12 protein-coding genes and 3 pseudogenes are annotated in these 15,876 nt (G+C 72.2%); 11 read left to right on the top strand and 4 right to left on the bottom strand.

The genetic code is table 11. The features are described from left to right. Positions 1-6 precede the first annotated feature (6 nt). The 5 genes from EV374_RS17490 (at position 7) to EV374_RS17475 (ending at position 2,826) form a co-directional block, all read left to right on the top strand. Positions 7-597 carry a MauE/DoxX family redox-associated membrane protein gene (locus EV374_RS17490; RefSeq protein WP_132236651.1) on the top strand — a complete coding sequence of 197 codons (591 nt, stop codon included), beginning with the start codon at positions 7-9 and terminating at the stop codon, positions 595-597. After that, the gene (locus tag EV374_RS17485; protein WP_207914291.1) at positions 594-1,139 is read left to right on the top strand and encodes a hypothetical protein; all 546 of its coding nucleotides are present in this window, start codon (positions 594-596) and stop codon (positions 1,137-1,139) included. Before EV374_RS17490 ends, EV374_RS17485 begins: the two co-directional genes overlap by 4 nt. After that, on the top strand, positions 1,136-2,071 hold the full coding sequence (locus tag EV374_RS17480; RefSeq protein ID WP_132236649.1) for a peptidoglycan-binding domain-containing protein: 936 nt from the start codon (positions 1,136-1,138) through the stop codon (positions 2,069-2,071). The genes EV374_RS17485 and EV374_RS17480 overlap by 4 nt, the downstream gene beginning before the upstream one ends. Then, positions 2,068-2,241: a hypothetical protein gene (locus EV374_RS32605; RefSeq protein WP_165947816.1), complete on the top strand. Its 174-nt coding sequence runs from the start codon at positions 2,068-2,070 to the stop codon at positions 2,239-2,241. The genes EV374_RS17480 and EV374_RS32605 overlap by 4 nt, the downstream gene beginning before the upstream one ends. Positions 2,242-2,322: 81 nt before the next feature. Further along, entirely contained in the window at positions 2,323-2,826 is a 504-nt protein-coding gene (locus EV374_RS17475) for a hypothetical protein (RefSeq protein WP_207914289.1), read from the top strand. A 127-nt stretch (positions 2,827-2,953) separates the two neighbouring features. Here the strand turns inward: EV374_RS17475 and EV374_RS17470 are convergent, their stop codons facing one another. Continuing rightward, positions 2,954-5,824 carry a BTAD domain-containing putative transcriptional regulator gene (locus tag EV374_RS17470; RefSeq protein WP_207914287.1) on the bottom strand — a complete coding sequence of 957 codons (2,871 nt, stop codon included), beginning with the start codon at positions 5,822-5,824 and terminating at the stop codon, positions 2,954-2,956. A 156-nt stretch (positions 5,825-5,980) separates the two neighbouring features. Between EV374_RS17470 and EV374_RS17465 the strand changes: the two genes are divergently transcribed. Together EV374_RS17465 and EV374_RS17460 are read left to right on the top strand one after the other, a co-directional pair. Next, the gene (locus tag EV374_RS17465; RefSeq protein ID WP_165947815.1) at positions 5,981-6,397 is read left to right on the top strand and encodes a peptidase inhibitor family I36 protein; all 417 of its coding nucleotides are present in this window, start codon (positions 5,981-5,983) and stop codon (positions 6,395-6,397) included. After that, on the top strand, positions 6,388-7,338 hold the full coding sequence (locus EV374_RS17460; protein ID WP_132236645.1) for a hypothetical protein: 951 nt from the start codon (positions 6,388-6,390) through the stop codon (positions 7,336-7,338). The genes EV374_RS17465 and EV374_RS17460 overlap by 10 nt, the downstream gene beginning before the upstream one ends. 219 nt (positions 7,339-7,557) lie before the next feature. Here the strand turns inward: EV374_RS17460 and EV374_RS17455 are convergent, their stop codons facing one another. Next, positions 7,558-8,385 carry an SDR family oxidoreductase gene (locus EV374_RS17455; RefSeq protein ID WP_132236643.1) on the bottom strand — a complete coding sequence of 276 codons (828 nt, stop codon included), beginning with the start codon at positions 8,383-8,385 and terminating at the stop codon, positions 7,558-7,560. Between the two features lie 266 nt (positions 8,386-8,651). Between EV374_RS17455 and EV374_RS17450 the strand changes: the two genes are divergently transcribed. Both EV374_RS17450 and EV374_RS17445 read left to right on the top strand, forming a co-directional pair. Continuing rightward, on the top strand, positions 8,652-10,643 hold the full coding sequence (locus tag EV374_RS17450; protein ID WP_132236641.1) for an acyl-CoA dehydrogenase family protein: 1,992 nt from the start codon (positions 8,652-8,654) through the stop codon (positions 10,641-10,643). A 390-nt stretch (positions 10,644-11,033) separates the two neighbouring features. After that, positions 11,034-12,557: a non-reducing end alpha-L-arabinofuranosidase family hydrolase gene (locus EV374_RS17445; protein ID WP_132236639.1), complete on the top strand. Its 1,524-nt coding sequence runs from the start codon at positions 11,034-11,036 to the stop codon at positions 12,555-12,557. A gap of 366 nt (positions 12,558-12,923) precedes the next feature. On the opposite strand, the pseudogene EV374_RS33480 reads toward EV374_RS17445, so the two are convergent. Continuing rightward, a pseudogene (locus EV374_RS33480) lies at positions 12,924-13,163 on the bottom strand (RICIN domain-containing protein); the annotation flags it as partial. 45 nt (positions 13,164-13,208) lie between these two features. Next, a pseudogene (locus tag EV374_RS17440) lies at positions 13,209-14,030 on the bottom strand (carbohydrate-binding protein); the annotation flags it as partial. On the opposite strand from EV374_RS17440, the pseudogene EV374_RS17435 reads away from it, so the two are divergent. Together EV374_RS17435 and chvE are read left to right on the top strand one after the other, a co-directional pair. Beyond that, positions 14,031-14,481: pseudogene (locus EV374_RS17435) on the top strand (CE1 family esterase); the annotation flags it as partial. Positions 14,482-14,731: 250 nt separating this feature from the next. After that, a complete protein-coding gene (gene chvE, locus EV374_RS17430) occupies positions 14,732-15,874 on the top strand; it encodes a multiple monosaccharide ABC transporter substrate-binding protein (RefSeq protein ID WP_132236637.1) in 1,143 nt (380 codons plus the stop codon). Positions 15,875-15,876 lie beyond the last annotated feature (2 nt).

The following is a 15,876-nucleotide window of genomic DNA, read 5'->3' as shown; positions in this document are numbered from 1 at the left end:
GTCGGGATGTCCGGGCTGCTGGCCGGCGTGGCCACGTACACCGTCCTGTTCACCCTGCTCGTCAGCACCGCCGAGCACCTGTCGCGGCCGGCGGCGCTCGCCCGGGCCCTGGCCGCGCACCGGGTGCTTCCGGCTCCGGTCGTGGTCGCCGTCGTCGCCATCGCCGGCGAGGGACTGCTCGCCGGCGCGGGGATCGTGGCGCTGCTCCACCCCGCCGGCGGGCGCCTGCTCGTCGCCGTCCTCGTCGGCAGCGGCGCGCTACTCGCCCTCTACGCCGGCTACGGCCTGTACGTGCGCTCGACCGGGCGCGCCGGGTCGTGCGGATGCTCCCGGGTGGAACTGCCGATGACCGGTTGGGTGGTGGCACGGGCGGCGATCCTCGCCGGGCTGGCACTGCTGGCGCTGTCGCTGTCCGGCGCGATCGTCGCGCCGGACCGGGCCGACGCCGCCCTCGCCGTCGTGCTGCTGGCCTCCGCCACGTTCACCACGCTGCTGTGGCACCTGCCCGCCGCGATGTACGAGCCGGCGACGGCGACAGCCGGGCGGCCCACGACCCGCCGGTCCATCGGCACGACAGAGGGAGGCATTGCCGGATGAGCTTCCAGACCAGCGCACTGATCCTGAGCTGGATCGCGATCCTCCTGCTGGCCTTCACGGTCTCGGGCCTGGTACGCCAGGTGCACGCGCTGTCGAGCGGGGCGGTCCAGCGCCGTCCCGAGTCGGTCGGTCTGCGGCCCGGCGCACCGGCCCCCGGGTTCGCCCGGCTGGCGCCGGCGGCCCCGACGGTTCCGCTGGTGCTGCTCTTCCTGGAGCCCGACTGCGGCACGTGCACCGAGGTGCTGGCCGAGGCGGGCGAGCACGCCCGCCCCGGCCTGGAGTTCCGGGTCCTCTACCGGGAGGACCCCCCGGCGCGGGCGGCGGAGCTGCCGATCACCGTGCTCGGCGGGCAGGCGGAACTGTTCGAGCGGTACGACGCCCTCGCCACGCCGTTCGCCACCGTCGTCGACGCGGCCGGGCGGGTGCTCCGCGCCGAGCCGATCGGCTCCCGGGCGGCACTGCACCGCCTGCTCGACGAAGTCGACAGCCCACCCGGCGGCCCCGCACGGGTGGTCGCCACGAATCAGGGAGATCGGGCATGACCGGTATCGACACGGTGCCCTGGTTGCGCGGGGACGACCCGGGGACCGGGGCCGCCGTCCGGCGGGTGCCGGTGCAGCCGGGCGGCCGCAGGCGCGCGGGATGGGCGCTGTCGCGACGCACCCTGCTCCGGGCGGGCACCGCGGTGGGGATGGCCGCGCTCAGCGTGTTCCCGGCGGCCCGCCGCGCGTACGCGGACGGCTACACGATCTATGCCGGGTGCCCGACGTACGCCAGCGACCACAACTGCTCACCGGGGTGCGGCCCGAGCACGATCTTCGCCGACTCCTGCAACACCAGCGGGACGTACACCGGATTCCACAAGAACGACGGCGTCACCTGGATCCTGCGGCCGAACCAGTGCTACGGCGGCACCTACGACGGCTGGCTGTGGGCCTACAACGGGGCGTGCGGCGCCTGCGCCTGCTCGGTCGAACGCCGGTGCCACGACGGGTACAAGAAGACCAGCTCGGGCTGGGTGAAGTCGATCTGCCGCTGGAACACCAGGTGCGGATGCCTGGGCACGGCCAGCTGGCCCACCACCCAGCGGAGCAACACGGGGGTGAACGTCTACACCGTGCAGCACCTGCTGACCGCCCGCGGGCACGCGACCGACATCGACGGGATCTTCGGTGGCGACACGGAGGCGAAGGTGAAGAGCTTCCAGGCGGCGGCCGGCCTCGGTGCCACCGGTGTCGTCGACGCGACCACCTGGCCGAAGCTCGTGAGCGCGGTCCGCTCCGGCAACAGCGGCCACGCCGTCAGCGCCGCGCAGCGCCAGCTGAACAGGCGCGGTTACGCGCTGGTGGTCGACGGGGCCTTCGGTGCGGCCACGGACAGCGCGGTGCGCGACTTCCAGCGGCAGAACGGGCTCACGGTCGACGGGGTCGTCGGGGTGAACTCCTGGCGGACGCTGACCGGCGCCGCCGTATGACCCGGACACTGCCCGGGCACGCCCGGGCGGCACTACGCCGGGCCGGCGACCCTCTCGTACCCCTGCTGCTGCTCGCCGTCGGTGCGTTCGCCGCCGCCGCGTACGGGCACGTGCTCACCTGGGCGATGATCGGAGGGCTCGCGGGTTACACGCTCTCCGGCTCCGTTTGAACGCACAACAGCGCGCACGCGCTGGCCTCGCCCGGGTGGCGGGATCGAGATCGGCAGGGCGTCGTCCTCACCCTGTTCGTCGTGGGGTTGATCGTCGGTGGCCTGCTCAGCGGAACGGTGTTGGGGCTGCTCTCCGGCCTGTCCGCTCCCGTGCCCGTCCGGTGGCGGTACGCGGGCATCGTGGCGGTGGCGGTGCTGGGGCTGCTCCGCGAGGTGGGCCTGGTGCCGATCCGGCTGCCGCAGAACGCCCGGCAGGTGCCGCAGGACGTGCTCCAGCGCAGCCTGCGGCGCGGGGCGCTGCAGTTCGGCTTCGAGATGGGCACCGGAGTCCGCACCTACGTCTCGGCGAGCGCTCCGTACGTGCTGGCGGTCGCTCTGCTCCTCGGCGGCCAGCGCCTGCACGTCGCGATGCTCGCCGGGATCGGATTCGGTGTCGGACGCGCGATGACCCCGCTGGCCCGCCGCGCCGCCGGCACCGGCGACAGGTGGGACGCCGACCTGCGGGTGCGGATCCGGACGATCACCGTCACGGCGGGCGTCGTGCTCGTGGCCGCCCTCGGCCTGCTGGCCGTGCGGCAGTTCTGAACGCGGCGCGACGCCCCGACGCCGTCCATCGCGATGGTCAGCCGCCACCGGGCGTGCACGTGTCGTGCCGGCCGGGCACGCGCGGCCGTCGCCCCGACCCTGCCGGGATGGCGCACCCGGCGGTGGATCACCGTCCCGCCGCGCCCTCGTCCGGCCACGTCCCGGACAGATGCCTGCCGGCCGGCGCCGGCGGCTGCGGGAACCCGGGGACCGAGCGGAGTCGGGCGCGGACGAGGTCGATGTCGGGGTGACCGAGGTCGGACAGGACGCACAGGGCGTCGGCCCAGGCGGCGTTGGCCCGTCCCGGCTCCTTGGCGGCCAGCAGGGCGTCGCCGAGTCGGACGAGGGTCTCGGCCCGCAGGTACCGCTCGCCCGTGTGCTGGAAGAGTCGGAGAGCCTGCCGGTAGCACTCGATGGCCCTGCCGTGGTGCCCGAGGTGGTGGTGGGCGTAGCCGAGGCTGTCCCAGACGTTGGCCTGGCCGTGGCAGTCGCCGAGCCGGCCCATCAGCGTCAGGGCCTGGTGGCAGTAGACGAGGGTCTGGTGGTGGTTGCCGAGCAGCGCGTGGCTCCAGCCGAGCGCGTTGAGCGATTCCGCGTACCCGTCCGGGTGCCCGGCCCTGGCGTACAGCCCGAGCGCCCGCCGGAGGTGCGGTAGTGACTCGTGGTGCCGGCCGCGCTGGTTGAGGATGAAGCCGAGGCCGCCGTGGACGCGCGCCTCCGCGACCGGGTCGCCGAGTTCCTCGCACAGGGTGAGGGCCACCCGCAGGTGGGTGTGCGCCTCGTCGTGGCGACCCAGCCGGAAGTAGGCCCGGGCGAGGCCCCGGTGCAGGTGTGCCTGTCCGTCCTTGTCGCCGGCGTCGCGCGCCGCGCTCAGCGCGGTGTGCTGGACGGCCGCCTGGTCGTGCCAGTAGCCCCGCCGGCTGAAGAAGGTGTTGAGGATCCAGGCCAGCCGCCAGGCGTGGGCGGTGTGCCGGGTGGCGGCGGCCAGCTGGACGCTGGCGACCAGGGCGGAGCGCTCGGCCACGAACCACGCCAGCGCGTCGGCGGCGGTGGCGAAGGCCGTGGGCGTGACGCCGGAACGAGGCGCGGCGAGCGTGAGCGGCTCCCGGTGGGGCTCCAGCATCCGGGCGGCGGCGTGTGCGGTGTGCAGGTAGTGGTCGAGGACCCGCTGCGTCGCGCCGTCCCGCTCCGACCGGCCGTCGAGGCCGTCCGCCAGCTCGGCGGCGTAGGCGCGGAGCAGGTCGTGGGCGGCGTACCGGCCGGCGGTGTGCTCGGTGAGCAGGTGGTTGTCGGTCAGTTCGGTGAGCAGGGCCCGCGCCTGCCGCACCGGCACGCCGCTCATGCTTGCCGCGGTCGGCACGGTGATGTCGGCGCCGGGGTGCGACCCGATCAGCCGGAAGGTCCGCGCGGCCTCGCCGCCGAGCGCCCGGTAGGAGCAGGAGAAGATGCTCCGCAGGTTGGTGGTCGGGTCGTTCGCGGCGAAGGCGTCGAGGCCGCCGCGCGCCTCACGCAGCTCGTCGGTCAGCACCGACAGGGCGACGTCGGGCCGCATCACGGCGTGGGCGGCCACGACGGACAGCGCCAGGGGGAGCCGGGCGCACAGGTCGACGATCTCGTCGGCGGCCCCGGGCTCGGCCGACAGCCGGTGCCGTCCGAGCCGGCCGGCCAGCAGGCTCCGCGCCTCACCACGGTCCAACAGGTCCAGCCGCACCGGCGTGGCACCCTCGGCGGCGACCAGGCCGACCAGCGCGTCGCGGCTGGTCACCACCACCAGGCACGAGGCCGCCCCGGGCAGCAGCGGGCGGACCTGTTCGGCATTGCGGGCGTTGTCCAGCAGGACGAGCATCCGTCTTCCGGCCAGCAGCGTGCGGTACAACGCCGCCTGCGCCTCCGGCTGCGGTGGCATCCGGTCGGCGGTCACGCCCAGAGCGTCGAGGAGACCGCGGACGGCCTCCGCGGGAGCCGTCGCCTCGCCGGTGGGCTCGAAGCCGCGCAGGTTGACGTACAGGTTCCCGTCGGGGAACCGCCCGGCGACGCGGTGCGCCCAGTGCACGACCAGTGCGGTCTTGCCGACCCCCGCGGTACCCGAGACGGTGACGATCGTGGACGCCGCGGCGGGCTGCTGCCCCGGCAGGTGCGCGTCGAGGCGGGCGAGGTGCTCCGCCCGGCCCACGAATCCCGGGGTGTCGGGGGGTAGCTGGGCCGGCGTCGGGTGCGCAACGGCCACCGTCGCCGGGTTCCGGTCGTGCGGCGCGTCCAGGTCGTCGCGCAGGATCGCCTGGTGCAGCGTCCGCAGTTCGGGTCCCGGATCGACACCGAGCTCCTCGGCGAGCCGCCGACGGACGACCGCGTACTGCACGAGGGCGTCGGCTCCCCGGCCCACCGCGTAGAGGGCGCGCATCAGCGCCGCGGTCACCGACTCCACGAGCGGATACTCACCCACCAGTTCGGTGAGCCGGCTGATCACCGGTTCCGGGTTCGCCACCCGCAACTCGGCGTACGCCCAGGTGACGACGGCTTCCGGGTAGTGCTGCCGCCAGCTCTCCCTGGTCCGCGCGGCCCAGGACCCCGACAGTCCCGCCAGCGGTTCGCCCCGCCACAGCGCGAGCGCCTCCCGCAGCAACGACGCCCGCCGGGCGTCCGGGCACTCCGGCTCCTTGGCCTGGGCGAGCAGGCGGCGGAACCGGTGTACGTCCACCCGGTCGGCGGCGACCTCGAGCACGTATCCGCCCGGCCGCCACACCAGCGCGGGCGGCTCGCCGACGTCCACGAGGTGCAGGGCCTGCCGGATCCGGGTGACGTGTGCGTGCAGCGACTGACGTGCGCCCCGTGGCGGGCTGTCCCCCCACACCCGGTCCAGCAGGGTCTGCGGCGTCACCGACCGTCCCGCGTCCACGAGCAACGCCGCCAGCACGGCGCGCTGCCTCGGCTGCCCGGCCGGCAGTCGCCGGTCGTCCGCCCAGATCTCCACCGGCCCCAGTACGCGAAAGTCGGCCACAAATCCCCCAAAGCGGCATCGCGATCGTCGCCCACCCGTCGCATATATCGATGCACAAGAATTTCACAAGCCGTCGACCCCACACCGCCGCCGACGCTGATGCGACAGATGTCGACCGCATCCGGTCGACCGGTCCGGGCAGAGAAGAGGAAGATCATGAAAAACGTGCTGCGGCGGTGCGCGGCGGCGGCGGCGGCGGGATCCGTGCTGGCGCTGGTGTGCCTGGTGGAGCCCGCGTCCGCGGGGGACAGGTACGCCGGCTGCCCGTCGGGTTCCTTCTGCGTGTGGGCCGCCGCCGACTTCAACGACGGCCCGGGGAAGTGGCAGAACAACGAGGCCAACTACGGCAACTGGGGTCACGGCACCTGCCCGACGGGCACCTGGAGCAACTGCGTGTCGTCGGTGTTCAACAACGGGCAGAACTGCGCCGTCACCTTCCACGACGGCACCAACTACACCGGTGCCTTCTTCTACCGGCTGCCGCGCGGCAGTTACCTCGCCAACCTGGCGTACGACAGGTGGAGCGACGGGACCAGCCCCAACGACAAGATCAGCTCGCACAAGTGGTGCTGACGACTCGACGCTCGACGTCCCGGACGCTCTCCGTGGCCGTCGGTCTCCTGGTGCTCGTCTGCGGGAGTGCCTGCACCCCGCAGGCGGGCACCACCGCCCGCCAGGAGTCCGCGCTCGGCGTCGACGCGCTGGACCTGCTGACCGGCTCCGGCGGGCATCCCGCCCGCAGGCGGGTGCTGGAGCTGGCCGAGGAGAAGCTGGTCGAGCGGTGCATGGCCGCGCGTGGGCAGGTCTACTGGCCGGTCACCCCGCCGCCGGTCACCGGGTCCGACGAGGAGCGTGCGGTCGACCTGCCCCGGCGCCGCGCGAAGGGTTTCGGGCTGGCGGAGGCGTCGAGGCCCCCGAGGGCGGGTCCGAACGACCGGCAGCCGGCGTTCCAGCTCGCCCTGTACGGCGACACCCGGCGGTACGAGAAGCTGGAGCTGCCCAACGGCAGCGTCCTGTCCTACCCGACGCTCGGGTGCGTGGCCGAGAGCCGGGCCGCCCTGTACGGCGACGCCCGGCGGTGGGCCCGCGTCGACGCCGTTCCCCAGGTCCTGGACAACGCCCTCAGGGAGCAGGTCGGGAAGGCGCCGGAACTGGCACGGGCCCGCGCCCGGTGGCTCTCGTGCATGGCCGAGGCGGGCCACCCGTACCCCGACCCGGAGGCCGCGGCCGAGGACCTGTCGCGTGCCTACCGGCGGGAGGGCGACTCCGTCTCCCTGCGCCGCCGGGAGATTGCCGTGGCCACCGCCGACGGCGAGTGCGCGCTGCGGGCCGGCGTGCCGTCGACGGAGCTCGCGCTACGTCGGGACGGGGCCCAGTCCCTGCCCGCCGCCCGGCGGCGCGAGCTGAACGACCTGGGCGCGGTGCACTGCGCCGCCTACCGGAGGGCGCAGCCGGTGGTCGGGGACCTGGCGCACGCCCAGCCGTGCCTGTCGAGCCCGGAGGGCGACCGGTAGCGCCGGAACGGCGGGCGGCCGGTGGCGCCCGCAACCGGCGGGCGGGCGAACGTCGCGTGCTGCCGGGCCGGCGCCGTGGTGCCGGCCCGGTGCGTCGTGTCCCGCCGCGGCGCAGCGAGGGGGAGCTGTCGTTCGCTGTCGGCCGCGTCCGCCGGTCGCCGGTGCCGGCCGAGCCGGTGATCCGCTTCGAGTCGCCGAGGACGCTGCCCCGGGCGAGGGTCACGCGCGGGTGTGGTGACCCGCCTTGACGACCTGGTCGTACTCACTGCGCCGGGCGTCGTAGGCGGCCTCCAGGAACGTCTCCGAGTCCGGACCCACCGGCAGCCGGAGCGGCGGCGACTCCAGCTGGCTGAGCCGCCAGACCACGTCGGCGAAGAGCTCGGGGGAGTTCACCTCGATCTTGGTGTTCATGCTGCGCAGCGCGCCGAGCAGGCCGTCGCTGACCGCCGTGTACTCCGGGATCCGTTGCTCCGGCATCACCAGGTTGCCGCTGTACGCGGTGGCGAAGCCGCCCGGCTGGAGGATGGTGACCTTCACCCCGAGGTGCCCGGCCTCGGCGGCCAGCGACTCGGCCGCTCCCTCCACCGCGAACTTGCTCGCCGTGTAGGCGGCCAGCCCGGGGAAGGGAACCATGCCGGCGACCGAGCTGACGAAGACCGCGTGCCCGTGGCGCTGCGCCCGCCACAGCGGCAGCACGGCCCGGGTGAGCCGCCACGGCCCGAACACGTTGGTGTCGAACTGTGCGGCGAGTTCCGCGTCGGAGACCTCCTCGAAGGTCCCGAACTGACCGTAGGCGGCGTTGTTGACCAGGACGTCGACACCGCCGAAGGCGTCCACCGCCCGCTCGACCGCCGCCACGCACTGCGCCGGATCCCGTACGTCCAGCGCGGCGGCCACCACGGTGCCCGGATGCCGGGCCACCAACGCGTCGAGGGTCTCCGGTCGCCGGGCCGTCGCCAGCACCTGCTCCCCCTCGGCGGCGAGCCGGGCCGCGAGGGCCTGACCGAGTCCGCTCGAACACCCCGTGACCAACCAACGCTTCGCCATCGCTCTCGACCCGCCCACTCCGAAGGGTTACCTGTCGGGTGCAGAGTGTCAGAGCCGTTGGCGAGGGTGAAGGGACCTCGGCTGTCGCCAACCGGATTCGTCGGGTACCCGGCGTGCCGCCGGCCGGGGGGCGACGGCCGGGTCGGCCCCGGCTCCCCGGGACGGCCGCGGCGACCTGTCCCTGCCGGATCTTGATGATGGGGGTGGCCGGTATCCTGGATCGGGTACGTAGTGTGCACATATATCCGCTATTTCGAGGGGTGACCATGTCCGATCACGCGTCCGGCCGCATCAAGGTCACCCGCCTGCGGGAACTGCTCGACGGGCCGTGGGCCGAGGTCCGCAACGCGCACCGGGACCAGCTCGACGCGCGCTTCCTCCCGGTGTACGGCGAGACCGGTGACCAGGCGCGTGAGCGGATCACCCGGTTGATCGCCGAGCTGCCCGTCAAGCTGGGTATCGCGTCGGCCTTCCCCACCGAGTACGGGGGCAGATCCGATGTCGGCGGTTCGATCGTGGCCTGCGAGATGCTGGCGCAGGTCGACCTGTCGCTGATGGTCAAGGCGGGCGTGCAGTGGGGCCTGTTCGGCGGCGCGGTCGACGCCCTCGGCACCCGGCGGCACCACGACGCCTACCTGCGGGACATCATCTCGGGCAAGATCCTCGGCTGTTTCGCCATGACCGAGACCGGCCACGGCTCGGACGTCCAGCAGCTGCGCACCATCTGCACCTACGACCCGCGGACGCAGACCTTCGATCTGCACACCCCGCACGAGGCGGCCCGCAAGGACTACATCGGCAACGCGGCCCGGGACGGGCGGATGGCCGTGGTCTTCGCGCAGCTGATCACCGAGGGACGGCGGCACGGTGTGCACGCGTGGCTGGTGCCGATCCGCGACGCGCAGGGCAAGCCGCTGCCGGGCGTGACCATCGGCGACGCCGGGCCCAAGGCAGGCCTGCTCGGTGTCGACAACGGGCGGCTCAGCTTCGACCACGTGCGGGTGCCGCGGGACATGCTGCTGGACCGCTACGGTCAGGTCGCCGAGGACGGGACGTACTCCAGCCCGATCGAGGACGACTCCCGGCGTTTCTTCACCATGCTCGGCACCCTGGTCCGCGGCCGGGTGAGTGTGGGCGGCGCCGCGTCGGCGGCGACCAAGTCGGCGCTGGCCATCGCGGTGCGCTACGGCGACATCCGTCGCCAGTTCGACACGCCCGACGCGGACCGGGAGGTGCTGCTCAACGACTACCTGGCCCACCAGCGCAAGCTGCTGCCCGCCCTGGCCACCACGTACGCGCTGCACTTCGCCCAGGCCGAGCTGGTCGCCGCGCTGAACGAGGTGCAGGGCGGCGACGGGCCGGTCGACGCGCACCGGCAGCGGGAGCTGGAGTCCCGGGCGGCCGGTCTCAAGGCCGCGCAGACCTGGCACGCCACCCGCACCATCCAGATGTGCCGCGAGGCGTGCGGCGGCGCCGGCTACCTGGCCGAGAACCGGCTGCCCAGCCTCAAGGCCGACACCGACGTCTTCACCACCTTCGAGGGCGACAACACGGTGCTGCTTCAGCTGGTGGCCAAGGGGCTGCTCACCGGTTACCGGGACGAGTTCGGCTCCTTGGACGGCTGGGGGCGCGCCTCCTTCGTCGCCGAACAGGTCCGCGAGATGGTGCTGGAGCGCACGGCCGCGCGGTCGGTCATCGAGCGGCTGATCAGCGCCGTGCCCGGCCGCGACGAGGAGGTCGCCGTCACCGATCGCGGCTGGCAGCTCAAGGTCTTCGAGGACCGCGAGAGGCACCTCCTCGACGGCGTGGTCCGCCGCCTGCGCAACGGCGCGGCGACGAAGAAGGACCGCCCCTTCGACATCTTCAACGACGTCCAGGACCATGTCCTCGCCGTCGCCGCCGCGCACGTCGACCGGGTCACCCTGGAGGCGTTCGTCGCCGGCATCGAGGACGCGACGGACCCAGAGGTCCAGGCGCTGCTCTCCCGGGTCTGCGACCTGTACGCGCTCAGCGTCATCGAGGCCCACAAGGGATGGTTCCTGGAGCACGGCCGCCTCACGCCGGCCCGCGCGAAGGCGATCACCGGCGTGGTGAACGGCCTGCTCAAGGAGCTGCGCCCGCACATGCGGACGCTCGTGGACGGGTTCGCCATCCCGGACGCCTGGCTGCACTGCGCGATCCTGCGCGAGGAGCCCCGCAGGCAGGAGGACATGGCCGCCCACGACGCCGCCGATGCTGCGGGGACGGTCCCCGCGTAGGCGGAAAGGCCCCCGGACAGCAGGTGGGCGTGTCGGGCGCGGGCGTGTCGGGCGCAGGCTCTGTGTCAGGCGATCACCTGGTGGAGCGTGGCCAGAAGGTCTGGCGCGTCGAGCGGAGCGACCCGAGGGTCGGCCGCCAGGTGGCCCGGTGCCTGCTGGTGGCTCGGAACGTCACGTCTTGACGAACGGCATGTTATCGCTCACAGTCGATGGCTGAGGCCGACGTCGCGTGGCTTTCCGGGCGAGCTTGCTTGTCGACCTTGAATCAGGCGTGCGCCTGGGCGCAAGCAGGTCGTGTTAGCGCTAATCTCTTGCGGCTCGTGCCCGGCTACGCGTCGCGGTGCGCCCATCTCCGGGCATCCCGCTGGCATCTCTCAGCCGAGGAGAATCATGTCTGTCTTCGAAAGGTCTCCATCTCTCGCGCCGCCGACGTCGCGGCGGCGCGGGTGGTTGCCGCGGGTCGTCGCCGCTGGGGTGGTCCTGCTGGTCGGTGGCGTCGCCGCGGCGGTGGTGTCGTCGGCGCCCGCCGCCGCGGCGACGGTCGACACGAGCGCGTGGTACGTGTTGGTCAACCGCAACAGCGGCAAGGCCCTGGACGTGTACAACCTGGCCACGAACGACGGCGCGCGGATCGTGCAGTGGGCGCGCAACGACGGCAACCAGCAGCAGTGGCAGTTCGTGGACTCCGGTGGTGGCTACTACCGGTTGAAGTCGCGGCTGTCCGGCAAGGTGCTCGACGTCTACAACTTCTCGACCGCCAACGGTGCCAGCATCGTGCAGTGGGCCGACGGCAACGGGTCCAACCAGCAGTTCCGGTTGGCCGACTCCGCCGGTGGCTACGTCCGCCTGATCAACCGGAACAGCAACAAGGCGGTGGAGGTGCAGGGCGCCTCGACCGCCGACGGCGGGAACGTCGTGCAGTACGACGACTGGAACGGCAACAACCAGCAGTGGCAGCTCGTCCGCGTCGACGGCGGGGGCAACCCCACCACGCCGCCGCCCGGCACGTGTGCGCTGCCGTCGACGTACCGCTGGTCGTCGACGGGCGCGCTGGCGCAACCGAGGGCGGGGTGGGTGTCGCTGAAGGACTTCACCCATGCCCCCTACAACGGCCGGCAGCTCGTCTACGCGACCACGCACGACACGGGAACGACGTGGGGCTCGATGAACTTCGGCCTCTTCACGAACTGGTCCGACATGGCCTCGGCCAGCCAGAACCAGATGCCCTTCTCCGCCGTCGCGCCCTCACTGTTCTACTTCGCCCCCAGGAACATCTGGGTGCTCGCCTACCAGTGGGGCGGACCCGCCTTCTCCTACCGGACGTCGAGCGACCCCACCAACGTGAACAGCTGGTCGTCGCCGCAGACGCTCTTCACCGGCAGCATCTCCGGCTCCGGCACCGGACCGATCGATCAGGCGATCATCGGTGACGACACCAACATGTACCTGTTCTTCGCCGGGGACAACGGGAAGATCTACCGGGCCAGCATGCCCATCGGGAACTTCCCGGGCAGCTTCGGCTCGACCTACACGACCATCATGAGCGACACGACGAACAACCTGTTCGAGGCGGTCCAGGTCTACAAGCTCCAGGGCCAGAACCGGTACCTCATGCTCGTCGAGGCGATCGGCGCGCAGGGCCGCTACTTCCGCTCGTTCACCGCCACCAGCCTGGGCGGTACGTGGACGCCGCAGGCCGCCACCGAGGGCAACCCGTTCGCCGGCAAGGCCAACAGCGGCGCCACCTGGACCAACGACATCAGCCACGGCGAGTTGATCCGCGCCAACGCCGATCAGACCATGACCGTCGATCCCTGCAACCTGCGGCTGCTCTACCAGGGCCGTTCCCCCAGTTCCGGCGGCGACTACGGCCTCCTGCCGTACCGGCCGGGTCTGCTGACCCTGCAACGCTGACGGCATGCCGCAGGTCCGGCTCGCGCGTTCCTGACGTGCGCGGGCGACGGCGCATGCCGAACGGGGCCTGAGATCAGGAGCGGTCGGGACTGGGGCGGGTTCGGCGCAAGGCCGAGCCCGCCCCGGTCCCGCAGAGGGTGTACGGCGCCACAACCCGATCAACCTGCGCGACCTGGTATCTGTCGCTCTCGCCGGACTGGGACCTCAACGGCGATCGCGGCGGCCAGGAAGACTAGCCCACCTCGCATCCAGGCCCTGATCCCTGCGGGCTCCGTCCGGTCGGTGGGAGGGCTCCCGCCGGTACGCGACCGGCGCCCGAGGATTTCGGGACGCCGGGCGCCGGGCCGGCCCTCTCCCGAGGTCGGCTCAGGCGCGGGACCACTGCATGCTGGGGGCGGAGCCGCACGTCCGCTGTTCCAACGCGGCACCGGGAGCGGTGGAGCCGCCGACCACGTTCAGGCACTTGCCGCTGTGGACGCTCTGCAGGCACACGTTGCCCCCGCCGGCGTCGAGGAACCGCCACTGTTGCCAGCCCTGTCCGTTGCCCGTCCACTGGCCGATCACGGCGAGGTCGTCGAGGTTCGGCTGTTGGACGTCGACGACCTGGCCACTGTTGCGGTTGGTGACGCGGTACGACGGGGTGGCCGTCCCGCCGCCGAACTGCCACCAGTTGACGTTGAACAGGTTTCCGGTGCCCCCGGCGAACCGCAGATACAGCTCACGCGTCCCGGTGGCCCCGCTGACCGCGCAGGTGGAGGTGGTCCACGTCTGCCAGCCGCCGGTGCCGCCGACGGCGCAGGTGCCGGCGAGCGGACCGGTGGCGCTGTCCAGCCGTACCTCGATCCGGCCGCCGACCGTCCCGGACGCCACCCTGGCGCTGAAGGAGGTCGCGCCGGTGCCCAAGGCGACGCCCCTGACCTTGATGTAGTCACCGTTGGCGAGGTAGCAGACGTTCATGCCGCCCTCGCTGGACGGCTCGGTCTCGATGCCGGAACCCCAGGCGATCGTCTCGGCCTCCTGCCGGGTGTACGGGTTCAGCGTGCCGACCTGCGGGGCGCCGGCGGTGGTCATGTTCATCGTGGGAATGGTGCCGTTGGAGGTGTAGGCGAACTTCTCCACCGCCACGGACCGGGTGAATCCGCCCCCGCCGGGCAGCGCCCCGTTGGGATAGAAGAAGTACGACCCGCCGTTGAAGTCGACGATGCCGGGATGGTTGGTGAAGCTGGCACCCTGCCGGGGCATGACCGTGCCCCGGTACGTCCAGGGTCCGGTCGGACCGGGCGCCGTCGAGTAGCCGATGAACTCGGCGCAGCACTCCGCCGCGAACACGTTGTAGTAGAGCCCGTTGCGCTTGAAGACCCAGGGGCCTTCCTCGTAGAGGGTCGGGCGGCTCGGGTTGCCGGTTCGGGTGCCGAACCCGGCGGTGGTGAGCGGGATCCGGGTCGGGCTGCCGGAGAACGAGATCATGTAGGCCTCTGCGTGAACACGCGGCAGCGCTTCGCGACCGGCTTCAGCTTCGGCGGGGCGATGAGCTACGCCGTGGCCTGCGCGCGGCCGACCGTGTTCCGCGCGGTCGCGGTCCTGTCCGGTGCGCAGCTCAGTGGGTGCAACGGCGGCACCGGCCGCGTCGCGTACCTCGGGGTGCACGGCACCCGGGACGGGGTGCTCCCCATCGCGAGCGGCCGGTCGCCGCGCGACCGGTTCGTGCAGAACAACGCCTGCGCCGCGCAGAGCCCGCGCGAGCCCGCGACGGGCAGCCTGACCCACGTCCGGACCGCGTACTCGGGCTGCGCCGCCGCGCTACCCCGTGGAGTGGATCGCGTTCGACGAGGGACACATCGCGGCGCCCCAGGACGGGGCGCCGGGCGACAGCGGCACCCGGACCTGGGTGCCGGGGGAGACCTGGCGGTTCTTCACGCAGTTCCAGTAGGGAGCGACGGGGGCCGGTCCGATCCCGAGGAGGATCGGACCGGCCCCCCGGCCCTGGATCGACGCGAGCCCGGCCAGTCGTGTCCCGGGCGCGAAACGTTGGTGACGCTGGGTAGCGATCTCATCTCTGTTACGAGACCGAGACGTACGTATTTCCCCGCATAGGTTGACGTCGATCTTGTGAGCGCTAACACTCGCCGTGAGTGCGCCAGCGCTTTCGCGGCGTACGGAAGGGAGAGAAAGCTGTGCGCAGACGACTTCTGGCAGCTCTCGCGGGATCGGCGCTCGCCTTCAGCCTGGCGGCTTGCAGCGGCGAGGGAGCCGGTGGCGGTGGTGACACCAGTGGGGACCGGCCCGCTGACCTGACGATCGGCGTCTCGATGCCGACGCAGACGTCGGAGAGGTGGATCGCCGACGGCAACTCGGTCAAGGAGAAGCTGGCGGCGAAGGGGTACAAGGTCGACCTCCAGTACGCCGGCGACGACATCCCGACCCAGTCCCAGCAGGTCGACCAGATGATCACCCAGGGCGCCGATGTCCTGATCATCGCGGCGATCGACGGCACCGCGCTGAGCGGCCAACTCCAGGCGGCGGCGGACGCGAAGATCCCGGTCATCGCATACGACCGGCTGATCCGGGACAGCCCGAACGTCAACTTCTACGTCAGCTTCGACAACTACAAGGTCGGCGTGGCCCAGGCCAACGCACTGCTCGTCGGCCTCGGTCTGCAGAGCAAGGACGGCGCGAAGGGCAACGCGACCGGGCCGTTCAACGTGGAGCTGTTCGCCGGCTCCCTGGACGACAACAACGCCCACTTCTTCTTCAGCGGCGCGATGGACACCCTCAAGCCGTTCGTCGACGCCGGCACCCTGAAGGTGAAGTCCGGGCAGACGAAGATCGAGCAGGCGGCCATCCTGCGCTGGCAGCAGGAGACCGCGCAGAAGCGGATGGAGGACCTGCTCACCTCCAGCTACAACGACGGCAGCAAGGTCGACGGCGTGCTGTCGCCGTACGACGGGTTGTCGCGTGGCATCATCACCGCGCTGCAGAACGCCGGCTACGGCGCGGCGGCCAAGAAGATGCCGGTGGTGACCGGCCAGGATGCCGAGATCGCGTCGGTCAAGCTCATCGACGACGGCGTACAGGGTTCCACGGTGTTCAAGGACACCCGGCTGCTGGCCGAGCAGGCCGTGGTGGCGGGCGAGGCGTTCCTGCAGGACAAGGAGCCGCAGGCCAACGACACCAAGACGTACGACAACGGGGTCAAGGTCGTCCCGTCGTTCCTGCTGCCGGTGCAGACCGTGTACAAGGACGACATCAAGCCGGTGCTCGTCGACTCCGGCTACTGGACGGCCGAGGAGGTCGCCGCCGGGCAGGCGAAGGGCTGACC

Source organism: Micromonospora sp. CNZ303 (assembly GCF_004345505.1).
Note: the sequence above shows the minus strand (reverse complement) of the source record. Positions and strands in the feature narration are given on the sequence as shown.